This window comes from Achromobacter sp. ISS7 (genome assembly GCF_056523125.1).
Map to the genome: position 1 here is coordinate 5509603 of NZ_JAWRZD010000001.1, position 18721 is coordinate 5528323.

Here is an 18721-nt window from a genome sequence, read left to right on the forward strand (position 1 = left end):
ATTTTCCGGTTTCAGCAGGTTCTCGCATCACCTCGTTAGTGTCTCGAAACGACCATCGCATCATCCATCATGGCAAACGATAGCTTCATGATCTTCACGGGCACGGCCAATACTCGGCTGGCCGTGGACGTAGTCAACCACCTCGACATGTCCCTGGGCAAGATGACCGTTGGTCGCTTCTCCGACGGCGAGGTGATGGTCGAGATCAACGAGAACGTGCGCGGCAAGGACGTCTTCGTCCTGCAGCCCACCTGTGCGCCTACCAATGACAACCTGATGGAAATCATGGTGATGGTCGATGCCCTGCGCCGCGCCTCGGCCGGCCGCATCACCGCCGCGATTCCCTATTTCGGCTACGCCCGCCAGGACCGCCGCCCGCGTTCGGCGCGCGTCGCGATCTCGGCCAAGGTCGTGGCCAACATGCTGCAAGTGGCTGGCGTCGACCGCGTCCTGACGATGGACCTGCACGCCGACCAGATCCAGGGTTTCTTCGACATTCCCGTGGACAACATCTACGCGGGCCCGATCCTGCTGGGTGACATCTGGCGCCGCAATTTCTCGAACCTGGTCGTCGTGTCCCCGGACATCGGCGGCGTGGTGCGGGCCCGCGCGCTGGCCAAGCAGCTCGAAGCCGACCTGGCCATCATCGACAAGCGTCGTCCGCGCGCCAACGTGTCGGAAGTGATGAACATCATCGGTGAAGTCGACGGCCGCACCTGCATCATCATGGACGACATGGTCGACACCGCCGGCACGCTGTGCAAGGCGGCCCAGGCCCTGAAGGACCGCGGCGCCGGCGCCGTTTACGCCTATTGCACGCACCCCGTGCTGTCGGGCGGCGCCATCGACCGCATCGAGGCGTCGGAACTGGACGAACTGGTCGTCACCGACACCATTCCGCTCTCCGAGCAAGGCCAGGCCAGCGGCAAGATCCGCCAGCTGTCGTGCGCCGCGCTGCTGGGCGAGACCATCCTGCGTATCTCGAACGCGGAATCGGTCAGCTCGCTGTTCGTCGACTGACGCCAGGCGTCGGTCGGGCGTTCGGCCCACCCCCGTTTTTTTGCGTCTTGCTGGTCGCGGCAAGACGCAAGCAACACGGCGCACCTGTTGTGCGCCGTGATCACAACCGGCGAAGTCCGCTTCGCCAATTTTTGTTTTTGGAGTTTTCCATGAAATTTACTGCCACTGCGCGTAGCGTCCAGGGTTCGAGTGCGAGCCGCCGCCTGCGCCGCGCGGGCCGCGTTCCCGCCATTGTCTATGGTGGTACGGCTGCCCCGCTGAACATCGAGCTCGACCACAACGAGATCTACCATGCCCTGCGCAAGGAAGAATTCCACGCGTCGATCCTGCAAATGCAACTCGAAGGCGCCAAGGACGAACAGGTCCTGCTGCGCTCGGTTCAATGGCACGCCTACAAGCCGCAAGTCCTGCACGTGGACTTCCAGCGCGTCGACGCCAACCAGGCGCTGCGCACCAAGGTGCCGCTGCACTTCGTGAACGCTGAAGTCTCGCCGGCCGTCAAGCTGAGCGGCGCCATCATCAGCCACGTCGCCAACGAACTGGAAATCACCTGCCTGCCGTCGGCGCTGCCCCAGTTCATCGAAGTCAACCTGGCCGACATCCTGGCCGGCGCTTCGATCCACCTGGCCGACATCAAGCTGCCGATGGGCGTGACCTACGTCCCGCACGGTGGTGAAGAGAACCCGCTGCTGGCCGCCGCTGTCGTCAAGGGTGGCGCTGCCGCCGACGAAGCCGACGCCGCTCCGGCCGCTCCCGCCGCCTAAGTCCTGCCGGAAAGCTCCGGCTTTCCCGCGGCTTGCGTCCGAAACCCTGCGTGTGCATTTGCATGCGCAGGGTTTTTTGGTTTAAACACCCCCCATCATGTCTATTCCCATACGCCTCATCGTGGGATTGGGTAACCCCGGTCCCGACTACGAAACCACCCGCCACAACGCGGGCTTCTGGCTGGCCGACCACCTGGCGGACGACCTGCGCGCCTCGTTCGCGCTGGAGAAGTCGTTCTTCGGCATGGTGGCCAAATCCCGCCTGGGGGCCGACAACGTCCTGCTGCTCAAGCCCAACACCTACATGAACCGTTCCGGCCAGGCGGTCGGGGCGCTGGCGCGCTTCTACAAGCTGACGCCGGAGCAGGTGCTGGTGCTGCACGACGAGCTCGACCTGATGCCGGGCCAGGTGAAACTCAAGCAGGGCGGCGGCCATGCCGGCCACAACGGCCTGAAGGACATCCAGGCCGCGCTCGGCAGCCCGAACTTCTGGCGCCTGCGCATCGGCATCGGCCATCCGCGCACCCTCGGCCTGGCGCAGCAGGTGGCCGATTTCGTGCTGCATCCGCCGCGCCGCGAAGAGCAAAAGGAAATCGAGGCGGTCATCGACCGCTGCCGCGCCGTGGTGCCGGCCATGCTGGCCGGCGACTTCGCCCTGGCCACCCGCCAATTGCACAGCGGCAACGACGCCTGATGGACGGCGCCCCGGGTTCCGCCGCGCCGCGCAAGCTGCGCTTCCGCAGCGAGCTGGCGGACTTCTGGCGCTTCGTGCGCCATCCGCATCCGGCGCGCCGCCTGCCCGGGCGCACGCCGGCGATCGGCTGGGTGTCGGACTGGTGGCCGGGCGTCGGCCCCGGACGCCTGCTGGCCTGGGCCGCGGTGCTGTGGCTGATCAACCTGTTCGCCCTGGGGCCGGTGGCGGTCGCCGCGGCCGGCGTCGGCGGCGTCACGCACCGGCTGGACCCGGCCAACATCCCGTGGCTGACGGCGGTGATCTGGGCCCCGCTGGTCGAGGAAATGCTGTTCCGCTACGGCCTGCGCCGGCCCAAGCAGGCGCTGTGGCTGTGTCCGGCGCTGTTGCCGGTGGTGCTGTACGGCCCGCGCATCTGGACGGGCCTGCTGCTGGCCGCCTTCGTGCTGCTGGCCTGCTGGTCGCTGCGCCCGCGTCCCGAGCCGCTCAAGGGCTGGAACACCGCCTGGCGGCGCCACTACCTGAAGCACTTCGGCTGGGTGTTCCACCTGGTGGCGCTGACCTTCGCCGCGGTGCACCTGACCAACTTCGTCTTCAACCACACGCCTTACTGGCTGCTGCCGCTGCTGGTGCTGCCGCAATGGCTGACCGGCCTGGTGCTGGGCTGGATCCGCATCCGCCGCGGCATCGGCGCGGCGATCGCGCTGCATGCGATGTTCAATGCCGGCCCCATTTTGCTGATCTGGGCCGTGATGCGCTGGGCCCCCACGGCGGCCAGCTGAGCCGTCCGTCCCCCCGGGGCGCGGTCATCATGGCGCGCCGCCCGGCGGGGTAAACTAGAACGTTAACGATCAATACCGTACTTACACAGGATTCCCATGGCTCTGCAATGCGGCATCGTCGGCCTGCCCAACGTTGGCAAATCGACACTCTTCAATGCTCTGACCCGCGCCGGCATCGCCGCCGAGAACTACCCGTTCTGCACCATCGAGCCGAACGTCGGCGTGGTCGAGGTGCCGGATCCGCGTCTGCAGAAGCTGGCCGAGATCGTCAAGCCCGAGCGCATCCTGTCGGCCACGGTCGAATTCGTCGACATCGCCGGCCTGGTGGCCGGCGCCAGCAAGGGTGAAGGCCTGGGCAACCAGTTCCTCTCGCACATCCGCGAAACCGACGCCATCGTCAACGTGGTGCGCTGCTTCGAGGATCCCAACGTGATCCACGTGGCCGGCAAGGTCGATCCGATCGCCGACATCGAAGTCATCGAAACCGAACTGGCGCTGGCCGACCTGCAGACCGCCGAAAAGGCCCTGCAGCGCCACCAGAAGACCGCGCGTTCCGGCGACAAGGAATCGCAGCGCCTGGTCGCCGTGCTGGAAAAGTGCGTGGCGCAACTGAACGAAGCCAAGCCGATCCGCGCGCTCGACCTCACCACCGAGGAAAAGGCCGACATCGCCCAGCTGTGCTTCATCACCGCCAAGCGCGCGATGTACGTGGGCAACGTGGCCGACGACGGTTTCACCAACAATCCGCTGCTGGACCGCCTGACCGAATTCGCCGCCGCCCGCAACGCGCCGGTGGTCGCCATCTGCGCCGCCATCGAATCCGAGATCGTCGACCTGGACGACGCCGACCGCCAGGCCTTCCTGTCGGACATGGGCATGGAAGAGCCGGGCCTGAACCGCCTGATCCGCGCCGCCTTCAAGCTGCTGGGCCTGCAGACCTACTTCACCGCCGGCGTGAAGGAAGTGCGCGCCTGGACCGTGCCGATCGGCGCCACCGCGCCCCAGGCCGCGGGCGTCATCCACACCGACTTCGAACGCGGCTTCATCCGCGCGCAGACCATCGCGTATGAAGACTACATCGCCTACAAGGGCGAGCAGGGGGCGAAGGAAGCAGGCAAGATGCGCGCCGAAGGCAAGGAATACATCGTGCAGGATGGCGATGTGATGAACTTCCTGTTCAACGTCTGACGCAGTCGATTGGCAGCTTGCTCATTGGGCGGCTGTCGGAATGCTGCGGAGGAACGCGGCGCGGTATAGAAGAGATTTGGCCGTAGGCCGCCGCAGCGAAAGGGCTGAGGCGGCCTTTTCTTTTCCTGACTGGGGTATTGCCTGCGGGAAGCCATCTCCTTGTCGTTCGCGTTTGCCACGGTTCGAACCTAGAAACAGGGTAATTAATGAATAAATAGGGTAATTTCCCTTGTTGCAAATTTTTGAGGGGGGATAGGTCGATTTCTTACTGCAGCCCTCCTGCCATGCCCGCTGTAGAAGATTCCTCGTGACCTATTCGCAGATGCTGGGACACAGGGTTTCCCGGCCAAACCCTAGACTACAGAGTGTCGACGTCTCGCCCAACCGGCACCAATGATGGATATTGAAGTGACAAGTACTGAACAAAAAATCGAGCGATTTATCAGCACGCTCGAAGCCATGGGCGGTTCCTGCGGGAACCAGCGATTGCGTGAAGCATTGGGATGGCAGGAATCCACCTACGATGGCATCAAGCAGCAATTGCTCGATGCAGGCCGGATCATTCCTGGCCGAGGACGTGGCGGCTCGGTTACCCTGTCCGCAATAGCCCATGCTGTCGATCAAGAATCGGCGACTCCGGCGGAGGCTCGTGAAACCACCGTGGCGCACCTGAAAACCAAGGCGAAAGCAGATTCGTCATCGCAGGATAGAGCGGCGGCTGCCCCTGCCGCGAAGACGCTTGCCGTACGCAACGGCGTTGTCAAGAAATCCGATCTCTATAGCTCAATCTGGGCATCGTGCGACGAACTGCGCGGTGGCATGGATGCCAGTCAGTACAAGGACTATGTCCTGTTCATGCTGTTCATCAAGTACATCAGCGATAAGTACGGCAACAGCGACGACTTCGCCCCGCCGGTGGTCATCCCACCCGGTGCGTCATTCAAGGACATGGTGGCGCTCAAAGGTGATCCGGAAATCGGCGACAGGATCAACAAACAGGTCATTCGCGAACTGGTCGAAAAAAACAGCAAACTGGCCTATAGCGACTTCCCTGACTTCAACGACCCCAACAAGCTCGGCGAAGGCTCGGCCATGGTCGAACGGCTGGGCAACCTGATCGCCATCTTCGAAAAGCCCGAGCTGAACTTCGCCAACAACCGTGCCGACAACGACGATTTGCTCGGCGATGCCTACGAATACCTGATGCGCCACTTCGCGCAGGATTCGGGAAAAAGCAAGGGCCAGTTCTACACCCCGGCCGAAGTCAGCCGCATCATTGCCCAGGTGATTGGCATCTCGCACGCCAACACCAAGGCTTCCACTACTGCGTATGACCCGACATGCGGTTCCGGCTCGCTGCTGCTGAAATTGGCCGCAGAGGCAGGCCGGCAAATCACCCTGGAAGGGCAGGAAAAGGACGTGACCACCGCCGGTCTGGCGCGGATGAACATGATTCTGCACGACTTCCCCAGCGCCACCATCCTCAGCGGCGACACGCTGGTGAACCCCAAGTTCAAGGATGGCGAACAACTGCGTGCCTACGACTACGTGGTCGCCAATCCGCCGTTTTCCGACAAGAAATGGTCCACCGGCCTCAACCCGGCCAACGACCCGTACCTCCGTTTCACCTGGGGCGAGCCGCCCGCCAAGCAGGGCGACTACGCCTACCTGCTGCACATCATCCGCAGCATGAAGGCCACCACCGGCAAGGGTGCCATCATCCTGCCGCACGGCGTGCTGTTCCGTGGCAATGCGGAGGCCCATATCCGCAGGCAACTGGTGCGCTCCGGCATCCTTAAGGGCATCATCGGCTTGCCTGCCAACTTGTTCTACGGCACCGGCATTCCCGCCTGCATCCTGGTGCTGGACAAGGAAAACGCCAGCGCCCGCAAGGGTATCTTCATGATCGACGCCAGCAAAGGCTTCATCAAGGACGGCCCCAAGAACCGCCTGCGCGAGCAGGACATCCACCGCATCGTCGATGCCTTTCGCCGCAGCGCGGACGAGCCGCGTTATGCCCGCATGGTGCCGCTGGACGAAATCGCGAACGAGAAGAACGACTACAACCTCAACTTGCCGCGCTACATCGACAGCAGTGAGCCGGAAGATCTGCACAATATTGATGCCCACCTCAACGGCGGCATTCCCGAGCGCGACATCGACGCTTTTGCTGCCGACTGGCAGGAAATGCCTGCCCTGCGCCAGGCGCTGTTCGAGGCCGAGCGCCCCGGTTATGCGCGGCTGCGCCAGCCGATGGCCGAAGTGCGTTCCATCATCCTCGCCCACCCGCAATTCCAGCAATTCCGCAGCAAGGTGGAAACCCTGTTCGGCAAATGGCAGCAGGCCGTCATGCCGCTGCTCACCAGCATCCAGCCCGGCGACAAACCCAAGGCGCTGATCGCGCAGGTCTCCGAAACCCTGCTCACCACCTTCCACGCCGCGCCGCTGCTCGACCCCTACGACATCTACCAGCACCTGATGGACTACTGGGCCGAGGCTATGCAGGACGACGCTTACCTGATCGCCGCTGACGGCTGGGCGGCGCTGCCCCGGCGTATCGTGGAAACCGACAAGAAGGGCAAGACCAAGGACAAGGGCTGGACCTGCGACCTGCTGCCCAAGCGATACATCGTCGCCCGCTACTTTGCCGCCGAACAGGCCGAACTGGAGGCGAAGCAGGCCGAACTGGAAAGCATCGCCAGCCAGATCGCTGAACTGGAAGAAGAACACGGCGGCGAAGATGGTGCCTTCGCAGGTTTCGACAAGATCAACGCCGCGCAGGTCAAAGACCGCCTCGCCGAAATTGGTGATGAATCCGACAGTGCTGATGAACGCGCCGCGCTCAAGCAGTGGCAGCAACTCAGTGCCCGCGAAGCCGCACTGAAGAAAACCGTCAAAACGCTGGAGGTGGAACTCGACCGTCAAGCCTATGACCACTACTTCACTCTGAGCGAAGCCGAGGTCAAAACGTTGGTGGTGGAAGAAAAATGGCTGGCCAGCCTGCAAGCCGATGTGCGGCAGGAGCTGGAACGCATTTCGCAAACCCTCGCCCAGCGCATCCGCGAACTGGCCGAACGCTACGACACCCCGTTGCCCAAGCTGGAAGATGATGTGGTAGACCTCAGTGCCAAGGTGGAAGCGCACCTGAAGAAGATGGGGGCGGTATGGAACTGAAGCCGGGGTACAAGCAGACGGAAGTGGGGGTGATTCCGGAGGATTGGGACACGGAATTCGTTGTCAACCTTGTTGAACCGACATCGCCTATTTGCTACGGAGTAGTTCAAGTAGGTCAGAATGTTGAAGATGGCATTCCCGTTGTAGCAATTAAGTATGTGAAAGAAATTGCGCATGCTCCACTTCATAAAGCCGCTATTAATGTTGAAAAAATATATGCTCGCAGTAGAGTAAAAGGCAATGACGTTCTTATCTCAATCAAAGGAACGATTGGGCGAATAGGAATTGTTCCTCAAGGCTTTGAAGGGAATATCAGTCGAGAGTTGGCAAGGCTGAGAGTGATCAATGATATTGATCCGTCATATGTTGCTTATCAGCTTGAAGCTAGTAGAACACAAGAGCGAATTATGCGCTCTGTCGTTGGAACAACTCGGTTGGAGTTTTCCATTGCTACTCTTCGCCAATTTGAGTTGCCGATTCCACCTACTAAATTTGAGCAATGCGTCATTTCCGCTGCCCTCAGCGATACGGACGCGCTGCTGGACGGACTGGATCGCCTGATCGCCAAAAAGCGCGCCATCAAACAGGCCGCCATGCAGCAACTCCTCACCGGCCAAACTCGCCTGCCGGGATTCAGTGGGGAGTGGAAGCTGAAGCGGTTGGGGGATTTGGCAGACATTCGCAGTGGTGGCACCCCTAGTACTGGAGACGCAGGAGCCTGGGATGGCACGATTCCATGGTGTACTCCTACGGACATTACTGCGTTGGAAGGCAGAAAGTATCTGACTACGACGAGTAGAGCCATTACCGAGTACGGACTGAGCACCAGTTCGGCGGAACTGATTCCTGCCCGCTCGATCGTGATGACATCGCGTGCAACGATAGGCGAGTGTGCAATCAATGCCGTTCCCGTGACGACCAATCAGGGCTTCAAGAATCTTGTTCCGCACGATTCCGTAGATGTTGAATTTCTGTATTACCTACTCTCCACCCAAACGCAAGGGCTGATCGGGCTTTCCGCAGGAAGCACCTTTCTGGAGATCGGCAAGACGCAGCTACGACAATATGAAGTCAAGCTTCCAGCGGAGAAGGACGAACAAACAGCCATCGCCACAGTTCTCAGCGACATGGATACTGAAATCACCGCCCTCGAAACCCGCCGCGCCAAGACCCGCGCCCTCAAGCAGGCCATGATGCAGGAACTGCTGACTGGCAGGACGCGGTTGGTAATGCCTGATGCCAAACCGGTTGGCGAGGAGGCGGCGCAAACAGAAGGACGCAAGGCGAACGTCCACTTCCTGAGAAGCGTGCTGGCAGCCGAAATCATCGACCAGTTGCACGATCAGCCGACCTTTGGTCACGTCAAGTTCGAGAAGATGATGTTCCTTGCCGAACACCTGTGTCAGGTAGATACCGGCTCTACTTACCACCGCAAGGCCGCTGGCCCATATGACAACCGGGCACTTCGCTCGATAGACAGTCAGTTGCAGAAGCAACTATGGTTCGAGGCGCGAAAGCAAGAAGGCCGTTACCAATACGTGCCACTGGCGAAGCGTGGCGGTCACAAACCGTACTTCGAGCGGCATTTCTCCGGAATTGGCGAAACTCTTGAGAAGATTCTGAGCGCCTTCAAAACTGCGAAAACGGAGCAGTGCGAAATCGTCGCCACCTTGCTGGCGGCGTGGAGCGATTTGCTGCGTGAAAAAGGAACCGTCTCCGATGAAATGATTGTGCACGAGGTGCTGCACAATTGGCACGAAGCAAAGCAGCGGATACCTGAGGATCGCTGGCTGGTGGCTCTTGGCTGGATGCGAGGGAAAGGTTTTGTGCCGAAGGGAGCGACATTGCCATGACTGACAAGCCCGCCTCACTAATTCCAGCCCCACAAGGCTACGCCGACTGGCTGTCCGACCTGAAGGGTCGCATCCACACCGCGCAGCAACGTGCGGCGCTGGCGGTCAATCGGGAACTGGTGAGCCTGTACTGGCAAATCGGCCGCGACATTCTGGCGCGGCAGGCCGAACAGGGTTGGGGTGCCAAGGTGATCGATCGGTTGGCGCATGATCTGCGCACGGCGTTCCCGGAGATGAAAGGTTTTTCGCCGCGCAACCTCAAGTACATGCGGGCGTTTGCCGAGGCCTGGCCGGACGCCGAAATTGTGCAGCAGGCTGCTGCACAATTGCCCTGGGGTCACAACTTGGTATTGCTGGATCGCCTGAAAGCGCCAACGGAGCGCCTGGCCTATGCTCGCGCCGCCATTGAACATGGCTGGTCGCGCAATGTGTTGAACATCCACATCGAAACCCGCCTGCTGGAGCGCACGGGCAAAGCCGTCACTAACTTCGATCAGCGCCTGCCTGCATTGCAGTCCGATCTGGCCATCGAGTCGCTGAAAGACCCGTACCGCTTCGATTTTCTCGGCCTGGGAGAAGAAGCACAGGAACGCGAAATCGAGAAGGCGTTGGTACAGCACGTCACCGATTTCCTGCTGGAGCTGGGTGCGGGCTTTGCCTTCGTCGGGCGGCAGGTGTTGCTGGACGTGGGCGGCGAGGAGTTCTTCATCGACCTGTTGTTCTACCACCTCAAGCTGCGCTGCTACGTGGTGATCGAACTGAAGGCAGGCAAGTTCAAGCCCGAGCACCTGGGACAACTGGGCTTTTACCTGACGGCGGTGGATCGGCAGGTGAAGCACGCGCAGGACAACCCGAGCATTGGCCTGCTGCTGTGCAAGAGCAAGAACAAGGTGGTGGCCGAATACGCCCTGGGTGACAAGTCGCAGCCGATGGGCATTGCCGAATACAAGCTGGTGGAGTCCCTGCCGCAAGAACTGCAAACCAGCCTGCCGACGATCGAACAGATCGAGCGGGAGCTGGGCAAGCCTATGGATGACGGCACCGAGGAATGATGCGATGACCCAACCCATGCCGCGCTCCGAGCGCAACAGCCAAAACCGCGTGGCGCGGCTGTTCACCACCCCTGCGGCCGATGGCGGCCTGGGCTATGAACACCTGGGCAACTGGAGCAAGCGCGATCACAACCGCGCCATCGAAACCGAACTGCTACGCGTCAATCTGGCCGCTCGCGGATACTCGCCCGCTCACATCAGCGCAGCCTTGCAGAAGCTGGAAGTCGCGGTGGATGTCACCGGTATCACGCCCTATCAGGCCAATCTGCGCACCTACCAGCTACTTCGCTATGGTGTGCCGGTGCAGATCGCGGCGGGTCAATCGCATGAGACAGTGCAGTTGATCGACTGGGCGCAGCCCGAGAGCAATCACTTCGCGTTGGCTGAGGAAGTGACGCTACGGGGCGGGAGCACCCGCCGGCCGGACATCGTTTTGTACATCAATGGCCTGGCGGTGGCGGTGATCGAGCTCAAGCGCAGCTCGGTGGATGTGGGTGATGGTATTCGCCAGTTGTGCAGCAATCAGGAGGAAACCTTCAATCAGGGCTTCTTCAGCACGGTGCAGTTGCTGCTGGCGGGCAGCGATTCGCAAGGCCTTCGCTACGGAACCACCGGCACACCGGAACAATTCTTCGTGCAGTGGAAGGATGAGCAACCATCAGCCATGGCAACAGCGGGCGCATTGCTGGATCGCCCGTTGGTTCAGATGTGCGAGAAGGCGCGGTTGCTGGATTTGATCCGCAACTTCGTGATCTTCGATTCAGGCTTCAAGAAGGTGCCCCGGCAGCACCAGTACCAGGGCATCAAGGCCGCACAGGAACGCATCGCCAAACGCGAGGGCGGTGTGATCTGGCACACCCAGGGCAGCGGCAAGAGCATCCTGATGGTATTGTTGGCCAAGTGGTTGCTGGAGCATGACTCGCAGGCGCGGGTGCTGGTGGTGACTGACCGCGACGAGCTGGACAAACAGATTGAAGGTGTGATGCGCAATGCCGGGGTGATCGGCGAGGGATCGGCTCCCCCGCGCATCACTTCACGCGCAGACTTCGTGCAAAAACTCGGTGCCACCGCTCCCCGCTTGTTGTGTGCGCTGATCCACAAATTCGATGCGGCCGATCTCAAGGGCGAGCCACCGCCCATCCATGGGCATTTCTACGTGTTCGTGGACGAGTGCCACCGCACCCAGGGCGGCAACATGAACAAGCAGATGAAGCGCTGGCTGGCCGACGCTATCTTCATCGGCTTCACCGGCACGCCGCTGCTGCGCAAGGACCGGCAAACCACCCGCGAAGTATTCGGCACGTATATCCACACCTACAAGTTCCACGAAGCGGTGGCTGACAAGGTGGTGCTGGATCTGAAATACGAGGCCCGTGATGTGCCGCAGCGGCTGACCTCACGCAAGGCCATCGATGCCTGGTTCGAGAAGAAAACACGCGGGCTGAACAACTTCCAGAAATCCATCCTGCGCAAGCGCTGGGCGACGATGGAAGAGCTGATGAGCGCCAAGGAACGCAAGGATCGCATCGTCGCCAACATCATCGAGGACTTCAGCCTCAAGCCTCGTCTGGACAATGATCGCGGCACGGCGATCCTGGTGGCGGCTTCGATCTACGATGCCTGCCATTACTTCCGGTTGTTCCAGAACACGCATTTCGGCCCCTATGTGGGCATCATCACCTCGTACGAACCCAACCCGGTTGCCATCTCGAAAGAATCGGCCGGTAGCGACGAACGCTACAAATACGACACCTACAAGCAGCATGTGCTGCGCGCCGGCCAGACTACCAAACAGTACGAAGACGAAACCAAGCGCCGCTTCATCGAAGAGCCTGCCAGCATGAAGCTGCTGATCGTGGTCAGCAAGCTGCTCACTGGTTTCGATGCACCCAGCTGCTCCTACATCTACCTGGACAACGAACTGCACGACCATAACCTGTTCCAGGCCATCTGCCGTACCAACCGGCTTGACGGTGACGACAAGGACTATGGCCATATCGTCGATTACAAGGAGCTGTTCGGTGACGTGCAACAGGCCATTGCGGTGTACAGCTCCAACGAACTGGACATCGACACGGGTAACGGCGGCGAGAACAACGTCCACCTGAAGAACTGGCTGGAGGAAGGCCGCAAGCAACTGGACGAAGCCCGTGAAACGCTGCATTACCTGTGCGAGCCGGTTCCGCAGCCGCGAGATCTGGAGCAGTTCATCCACTATTTCTGCGGCCATGCCGGGAATCCGGAGGCGCTGCTGGAAAGCGAGGCGCTGCGTATTGCCTTCTACAAGGCGGTGGCGACCTATCTGCGTGCCTTCGCGGACATCGCTCAGGACCTGACCGAGGCGGGTTACTCAGACAGCGAAGCTGACACCTTGCGGCGGGAAACCGAGTTCTATGCCGAAGTGCGTTCGGCCATCAAGCATTACAGCGGCGAAGAGCTGGACATCAAGCCCTATGAGGCCGACATGCGCCACCTCATTAACACCTATATTCAGGCCGAGCCAGCGCAGGCGTTGGGGGACTTGGCCGAACTGTCGCTGACCGAGCTGATCATCGAGACCGGCATCCACAATGCCATCGCCAAGAAGCTCAACGAGAAGGGCAAGCTGTCGAAGAACGCCATTGCGGAAACCATCATCAACAACGTCCGCAAGACCATCATCCGAGATCGCCTGACCGATCCGCGCTTTTACGAACAGATGTCCAAGCTGCTCGATGACCTAATCCAGCAAAGCCGTGAAGGCACTGAGGCCTACGAATCATTCCTGAGCAAGGCGGAAGACATACTGAAGAAGCACCGCGCGAAACAACACGATATCGATGAACCTGCCATGTTGCGCGGCAATGCAGGTGCGCTGGTGATTTATCGCAATCTGCCTGACATCATTTCCGGCGATGTGTTGCCCAATGCGGATGGTGTAATCAAAGAGCCACAGGCGGATTACGGCGACCCGCTGGCCCTGATGGCGCTGAAGATCGACCGTTTGATGTGTGACGAAGCCCCGGCAGGATGGCGTGGCGATGAAGCTAAGGAGCGCATCGTGCAGAATTTCCTGCACCCGTTGACTGGGAAGAACCGCGAGGCCACGCTCAAACTGTTCGATTTGCTGAGAAATCAGCCGGGTTACTGATTGATGACGCAGACGCATATACGTCTGGGGGAACTGGACATCGCCGTCACGTTCAAGGCTGTGAAGAATGTCCATCTTTCCGTGCATCCGCCCGAGGGTGCGGTGACGCTGGTGGCCCCGATAGGCACGCGGCTGGAAGTTGCTCGTGCCTATGCTGTTTCCAAGCTGCGTTGGATTCGCCAGCAACAGGCGCAATTGCAGGCACAGTCCCGCGAAACTCCTCGCCAGTTCGTCACCAGAGAAAGCCATTACGTCTGGGGACGCCGTTATTTGCTCACGGTGCTGGAGCGCGATGCCCCACCTTCAATGAAGATGGACCACCGGCGTATCACCCTGCATGTGCGCCCCGGCACCAATGCAGCCAAGCGCGAAGCCATCTATCAACGCTGGCAACGCAGTTTGCTACACCAGGCTATTGCGCCCCTGATCGAATACTGGGAGCCACGTATCGGCGTGAAGGTCAATGGCTACTTCCTGCAACGGATGAAAACCAAATGGGGCAGTTGCAATCATCGCCAGGCTCATATTCGGCTCAACACGGAGCTGGCCAAGAAGCCCCGTGACTTGCTTGAATACGTGATCGTGCATGAAATGATCCATCTGATCGAACCGACGCACAATGAGCGCTTCATATCGTTGCTGGCCCAACACTATCCTGCCTGGCGGGATGCTCGTGCGGAGCTGAATGCGCTGCCGCTGGGACAGACTGTTTGAAGTCTGGTCGCGCTTCACGGAAGGGCAGGCTTTGGCATAAAGGGCCTGCCCTTTCCATTTAGAACTTCGCCTGCAGGCTCAACGTCACCCTACGCGGCTCGCCATAGATCAAGCCGTTGTAGAACCCATACTGCCGGTAGTACGTCTTGTCGAACAGGTTGCTGACGTTGAGCATGGCCGACAGATGGCGGTTGATGTCGTAGCGCGCCATCGCGTTGAACAGCGCATAGCCCTTCAGGGGAATCGGCGAGTCGTCGAAGCCGCCGCGGCCATTCGGCCGCCCGGGGTAGGGCTCGGACACCGTCTTGCCTTGCCAGGACATGCCGCCGCCGATGGTCAGCCCTCGCAGCATTCCCTGCAGCCGGTAGGTGGTGTTCAGCCGCAGCAGATGGCGCGGGTCGGGGCGCTCGGCGGTGTCCTTGTTGCCGACGTCCAGGTAGGTGTAGCCCAGATAGACGTTCCAGGCGGCGCTCATGGCGCCGGCGATCTCGGCGTCGAGGCCCTTGACGGTGACGCCGGTGCCGGGCCGGTAGGCCTGGTCGCCATCGGGCGTCAGCCTGTCGCCGTCTTTCAGGGCGACGTTTTTCTGCAGGCTGCGGAATGCCGACACGGCGGCATTGAGCGCGCCATTGAACCATTCGCCCTTGATGCCGGCCTCGTAGCTGGCGCCCGTGATGGGCTTGAGGGTGTCGCCGCTTTCGTTCTTGTTGCTCTGCGGCGTGAAGACATCGGTGTAGCTGGCGTAGACCGAGTAGTTCGGCGTCAGCCCATAGACCAGGCCGTAGTAGGGCGTCCAGGCGTGAGCGGCGTTTTCGCCGGTGCGCGCGCCGCGGACACCCGCCGCGTTGTAGTTGTCGCTATGGATCTGGTAGACGCTGCGGCGCAGCCCGGTGATCAGGGTCAGGTCGTCGGCGAGTTCGAAGCGGCCCGCGACGTAGCCGCCGTAGAGTGTCGTCCGGGTGACGCGGCGGGCGTCGGTGCGGAACGCGCGGATGTTGCCGTATTCGTCGCCGCGCCAGGCGCGCCAATCCGCCACGGGCAACTCGGTGCGGTATTGGCAGCGGCCCTTGAAGCCGGCGATGCCGTCGATGCTGCAGTTGCGGCTGTTGAAGGTCCAGGACGGTTCTTCCATGCGCGAGCCGTTCAGGCCGACGAGCAGTTCATGCCGGCGTCCGAGCAGTTCCAGGGGACCCGATAGATCCAGCGAAAACGCGTCGGTTTCGCCTTCGCTCTCCGAGTGGATGGCATTGAGGTAGGCGCCGCTGCCGTCCTGCTTCCAATGGGGCCAGCGAACCTTGCCGTTGTTGACCTTGACCGCGCCCTTGTTGTCCAGGTCCGCGCGCGAGGTGTGGGCATAATCGGCGCGCAGCTTCCAGTCGTTGTCGAAGCGATGATCGAGCGAGGCGAACAGCGTCTTCGCTTCCATGTCGGTCTTGCTCCAGTCCGCCGCGAGGTTGAGGTTGCGGCGGAAATCGGTCGGTGATCCGTCCGCGAACCAGGCGGGCACGTTGGCGCCCCAGGAGGCGCCGTGGAAGATGCTGTGTTCGTACTGGAAGCCCAGGCCCGCCTGGGTGCGGTCTGTCACATCCATGGCGAAGCTGGCCAGGAACCCCTGCCGTTCGATGCTCGAGTGGTCGCGGAACCCGTCGGAGTCCTCGCCGCTGAATACCAGGCGCGAGCGGACGCGGCCGTCCGCCGCCAGCGGTATGTTGATGTCGCCCACGGCATTCTTCTTGTTCCAGCTTCCGGTGCGCAGGGTCAGGCTCGCGCCGAGCGTGCGGCCAGGGCGCTTGCGCACCAGGTCGACGGTGGCGGAGGGATCGCCGGTGCCGCCCATCAAGCCGTTCGCGCCCCGCACGATGCTGACGCGGTCGTAGAGATCCATGTTGATCGCGCCGCTGCCGCCGTTGTTGAACGACGAGCCGCCGATGATCGACAGTCCATCGACCTTGTAGTTGGTGATGCTGAATCCGCGGGCCCGGTAGGTGGTGCGCCCGCCGTTGTCCAACTCGATGAAGGTGATGCCCGTGGTGCTGCCCAGGACGTCGCCGATGGACTGCATGCCCTGGTCGTCCATCTGCTGGCGGGTCACCACCGACACGGACTGGGGCGTTTCCTTCGGGCTCAGCGTCAGGCCGGTCGAGGCGCGGGTCGAGGGCACGGTATAGGCGCGCGTGGCCTCGGTGGGCTCGTCGGCCTGGCCGCTCACTTCGATGGCCGGCAACGTGGCCGGTCCGGGCGATGCGTTGCCGGCGGCATCTGGCTGCCGCGCCTGGACGGGGACGGCAGCGGATGCCAGGGCAAGCGTGATCAGGCCAAGCAGTACGGACGAGCCCGACGAGTGGTGGTGCATGACAATTCATCCCTGTTCATATTGGAAAAGAAGCGCCATTGATTGGTATTTTTATTTATGAAAATGGCTGCCCAGGGAATATGCCGGATATCAGCCGGGATGGACCGCGCAACGCGCGATGGCGCGGCAAAAGAAGACTTGTTGAAGGGGGGGCGTGGCGCCGCCGCGCGAACGGGATCATGCGATGCGATGGCGAGGGCCGCGGGGCCTCATCGCCATGCCGACGCACCGGCTTCGTGTGCGCTCACCAGGGTTCCAGCAGCCAACCCTGTTGCGTGGCACGCAGCCTGTCCGTGAGCGCAAGGTTGGCCAGGAAGGCCTCGTCGTGCGACACCACCACCAACGCGCCCGGATAACCGCGCAGCATGCTTTCCAGCGCGAGCGTGGAAGGCAGGTCGAGGTGATTGCTCGGCTCGTCCAGCAGCAACAGCCGTGGCGGCGGATCGGCGTAGAGCACGCACGCCAGCGCGGCCTTCAGGCGTTCGCCGCCACTGAGCGCGCCGCTCGGCGCCGTGATCTTGTGCGCGTCCAGGCCGAGGTGCGCCAGGCGCATGCGCAGCTCGCCTTCGGCCAATGCGGCGTTGACGGCCTGCAATTGCTCGAGCACGGATCGGTCCGAGTCCAGGTCGGCCAGCCGCTGGTCGAGATAGACGCATTCGGGCACGCTTTTGCGTTCGCCCGCGAGCGGCGCCAGCTGGCCGGCCAGCACCTTGAGCAAGGTCGATTTGCCGCAGCCATTCGGGCCGTTGACCGCGACGCGTTGCTGGCCGCCCAGCAGCAGGTCGACGTGGCGGGTCGGGCCCGCGATGAATGGCAGCGTGACGGCATCCAGCGTCGCCACGCGCCGCTGCGCGGCTGGCGAGACGGGCAGGGCGTGCAGCGAGATGCCGGCATCCCTTTCCACCTGCGCCGCGGCGTCGCGCACGGCCTGCGCCAGGCGGTCGTGGGCGGCGGCATGTTGCTGGCGCAGCCTGCCGGCCGAGTCCTCGCTGCGGCCCTTTTGCCGGTCGAGCAGGATCTTCGCCTGGTTGGCTTCCTTGCCATGCCGCTGGCCGCGCGCCTGGCGGCGTTCCTGCCGTTCGCGTTGCGCCTGCATGGCCTGTTCTTCGCGGCGGCGTTCGAGCTTGCGGTGTTCGAGCCGCTCCAGCGCATTCGACCGTTCCTGCGCCTTGCCGGCGGCGTAGGCCTCGTAGTTGCCGCCGTAGCTGCGCAGGCCCAGCGACGACAGTTCGACGATGCGCGTCATGCTGTCGAGCAGTAGTCGGTCGTGGCTCACGACCAGCAGTCCGCGCGGCCAATGCCGCAGCTGTTCGATCAACGCCTGCCGGTTGCGCCGGTCTAGGTGGTTGCTGGGTTCGTCGAGGATGAGGAAGTCCGCGTCGGACAGCATGGCGCTGGCCAGCGCCACGCGCATGGCCTCGCCGCCGCTGAGGGCGCTGGCGGGCGTCGAGGCGTCGAGATGGCCGAGGCCATCGCGTGCCAGCAGGTGTTGCAGGCGCTGGCGGATGTCCCAGCGGTCGCCGACGCGCTCGAAGTCTTCCGGCGCGCTGCTGCCGGCTTCGATGCGCGCCAGGGCGTCCAGCGTGGCTTGCACGCCGGCCAGGCTGGCGACGGTGGCTCCGACGGGCGGGGACACCTGTTGGGCCAGGTATAAGACGTTGCCCGATCGCAGGCAACGCCCGCTCGACGGGGGCAACTGGCCGGCCAGGATCCGCGCCAGCACGGTCTTGCCGACGCCATTGCGTCCGACCAGGCCGGTGGGGCGCTGGTCGAAGGTTTCGTCGAGTCCGGAAAAAAGCGGGCTGCCATCGGGCAGCAGATACGACACGCTTTCCAGCGTGAGATAGGGAGTCGTCATGCGTGATGCTTCCAGGGATGCCAGGAACTCCCCCTGCGAGCGGGGGCGGGTGGAGACTGGCCGTCAGGGTGACGGCGGCATCAATGGCGCATGGGACGAATACCTCGATGAATGGAGTTCAGGCCGTTACTTTAAAAGCCCT

12 protein-coding genes are annotated in these 18721 nt (G+C 62.1%); 10 read left to right on the plus strand and 2 right to left on the minus strand.

Annotated elements, in window-relative coordinates; genetic code table 11:
• The first annotated feature begins 69 nt into the window (after positions 1-69).
• From AC1HFW_RS25005 to AC1HFW_RS25050, 10 genes are all read left to right on the plus strand, one after another.
• Complete coding sequence (locus AC1HFW_RS25005) at positions 70-1020, plus strand: ribose-phosphate pyrophosphokinase (RefSeq protein WP_006227587.1); 951 nt, start codon at positions 70-72, stop codon at positions 1018-1020.
• 149 nt (positions 1021-1169) lie between these two features.
• On the plus strand, positions 1170-1784 hold the full coding sequence (locus AC1HFW_RS25010) for a 50S ribosomal protein L25/general stress protein Ctc (RefSeq protein ID WP_006391363.1): 615 nt from the start codon (positions 1170-1172) through the stop codon (positions 1782-1784).
• A gap of 97 nt (positions 1785-1881) precedes the next feature.
• Entirely contained in the window at positions 1882-2478 is a 597-nt protein-coding gene (pth, locus tag AC1HFW_RS25015; RefSeq protein WP_026384832.1) for an aminoacyl-tRNA hydrolase, read from the plus strand.
• Complete coding sequence (locus AC1HFW_RS25020) at positions 2478-3257, plus strand: CPBP family glutamic-type intramembrane protease (RefSeq protein ID WP_006391361.1); 780 nt, start codon at positions 2478-2480, stop codon at positions 3255-3257. The genes pth and AC1HFW_RS25020 overlap by 1 nt, the downstream gene beginning before the upstream one ends.
• A gap of 96 nt (positions 3258-3353) precedes the next feature.
• Positions 3354-4445 (plus strand): redox-regulated ATPase YchF, encoded by a 1092-nt coding sequence (ychF, locus tag AC1HFW_RS25025; protein WP_061073300.1) that lies wholly within the window; start codon positions 3354-3356, stop codon positions 4443-4445.
• 393 nt (positions 4446-4838) lie between these two features.
• Positions 4839-7619, plus strand: a complete 2781-nt coding sequence (locus AC1HFW_RS25030) for a type I restriction-modification system subunit M (RefSeq protein ID WP_479285479.1) — start codon at positions 4839-4841, stop codon at positions 7617-7619.
• Positions 7610-9472: a restriction endonuclease subunit S gene (locus AC1HFW_RS25035; protein WP_479285480.1), complete on the plus strand. Its 1863-nt coding sequence runs from the start codon at positions 7610-7612 to the stop codon at positions 9470-9472. Before AC1HFW_RS25030 ends, AC1HFW_RS25035 begins: the two co-directional genes overlap by 10 nt.
• Positions 9469-10524, plus strand: coding sequence for a PDDEXK nuclease domain-containing protein (locus AC1HFW_RS25040; RefSeq protein WP_479285481.1), 1056 nt, complete (start codon positions 9469-9471; stop codon positions 10522-10524). Before AC1HFW_RS25035 ends, AC1HFW_RS25040 begins: the two co-directional genes overlap by 4 nt.
• 4 nt (positions 10525-10528) lie before the next feature.
• Positions 10529-13654 (plus strand): type I restriction endonuclease subunit R, encoded by a 3126-nt coding sequence (locus AC1HFW_RS25045; protein ID WP_479285482.1) that lies wholly within the window; start codon positions 10529-10531, stop codon positions 13652-13654.
• A 3-nt stretch (positions 13655-13657) separates the two neighbouring features.
• Complete coding sequence (locus AC1HFW_RS25050; protein ID WP_238888900.1) at positions 13658-14368, plus strand: M48 family metallopeptidase; 711 nt, start codon at positions 13658-13660, stop codon at positions 14366-14368.
• A gap of 58 nt (positions 14369-14426) precedes the next feature.
• On the opposite strand, the gene AC1HFW_RS25055 is transcribed toward AC1HFW_RS25050, so the two are convergent.
• Together AC1HFW_RS25055 and AC1HFW_RS25060 are read right to left on the minus strand one after the other, a co-directional pair.
• Positions 14427-16721 (minus strand): TonB-dependent siderophore receptor, encoded by a 2295-nt coding sequence (locus tag AC1HFW_RS25055; RefSeq protein WP_479285483.1) that lies wholly within the window; start codon positions 16719-16721, stop codon positions 14427-14429.
• A 244-nt stretch (positions 16722-16965) separates the two neighbouring features.
• Positions 16966-18579 carry an ABC-F family ATP-binding cassette domain-containing protein gene (locus AC1HFW_RS25060; RefSeq protein WP_479285484.1) on the minus strand — a complete coding sequence of 538 codons (1614 nt, stop codon included), beginning with the start codon at positions 18577-18579 and terminating at the stop codon, positions 16966-16968.
• Positions 18580-18721: the final 142 nt, after the last annotated feature.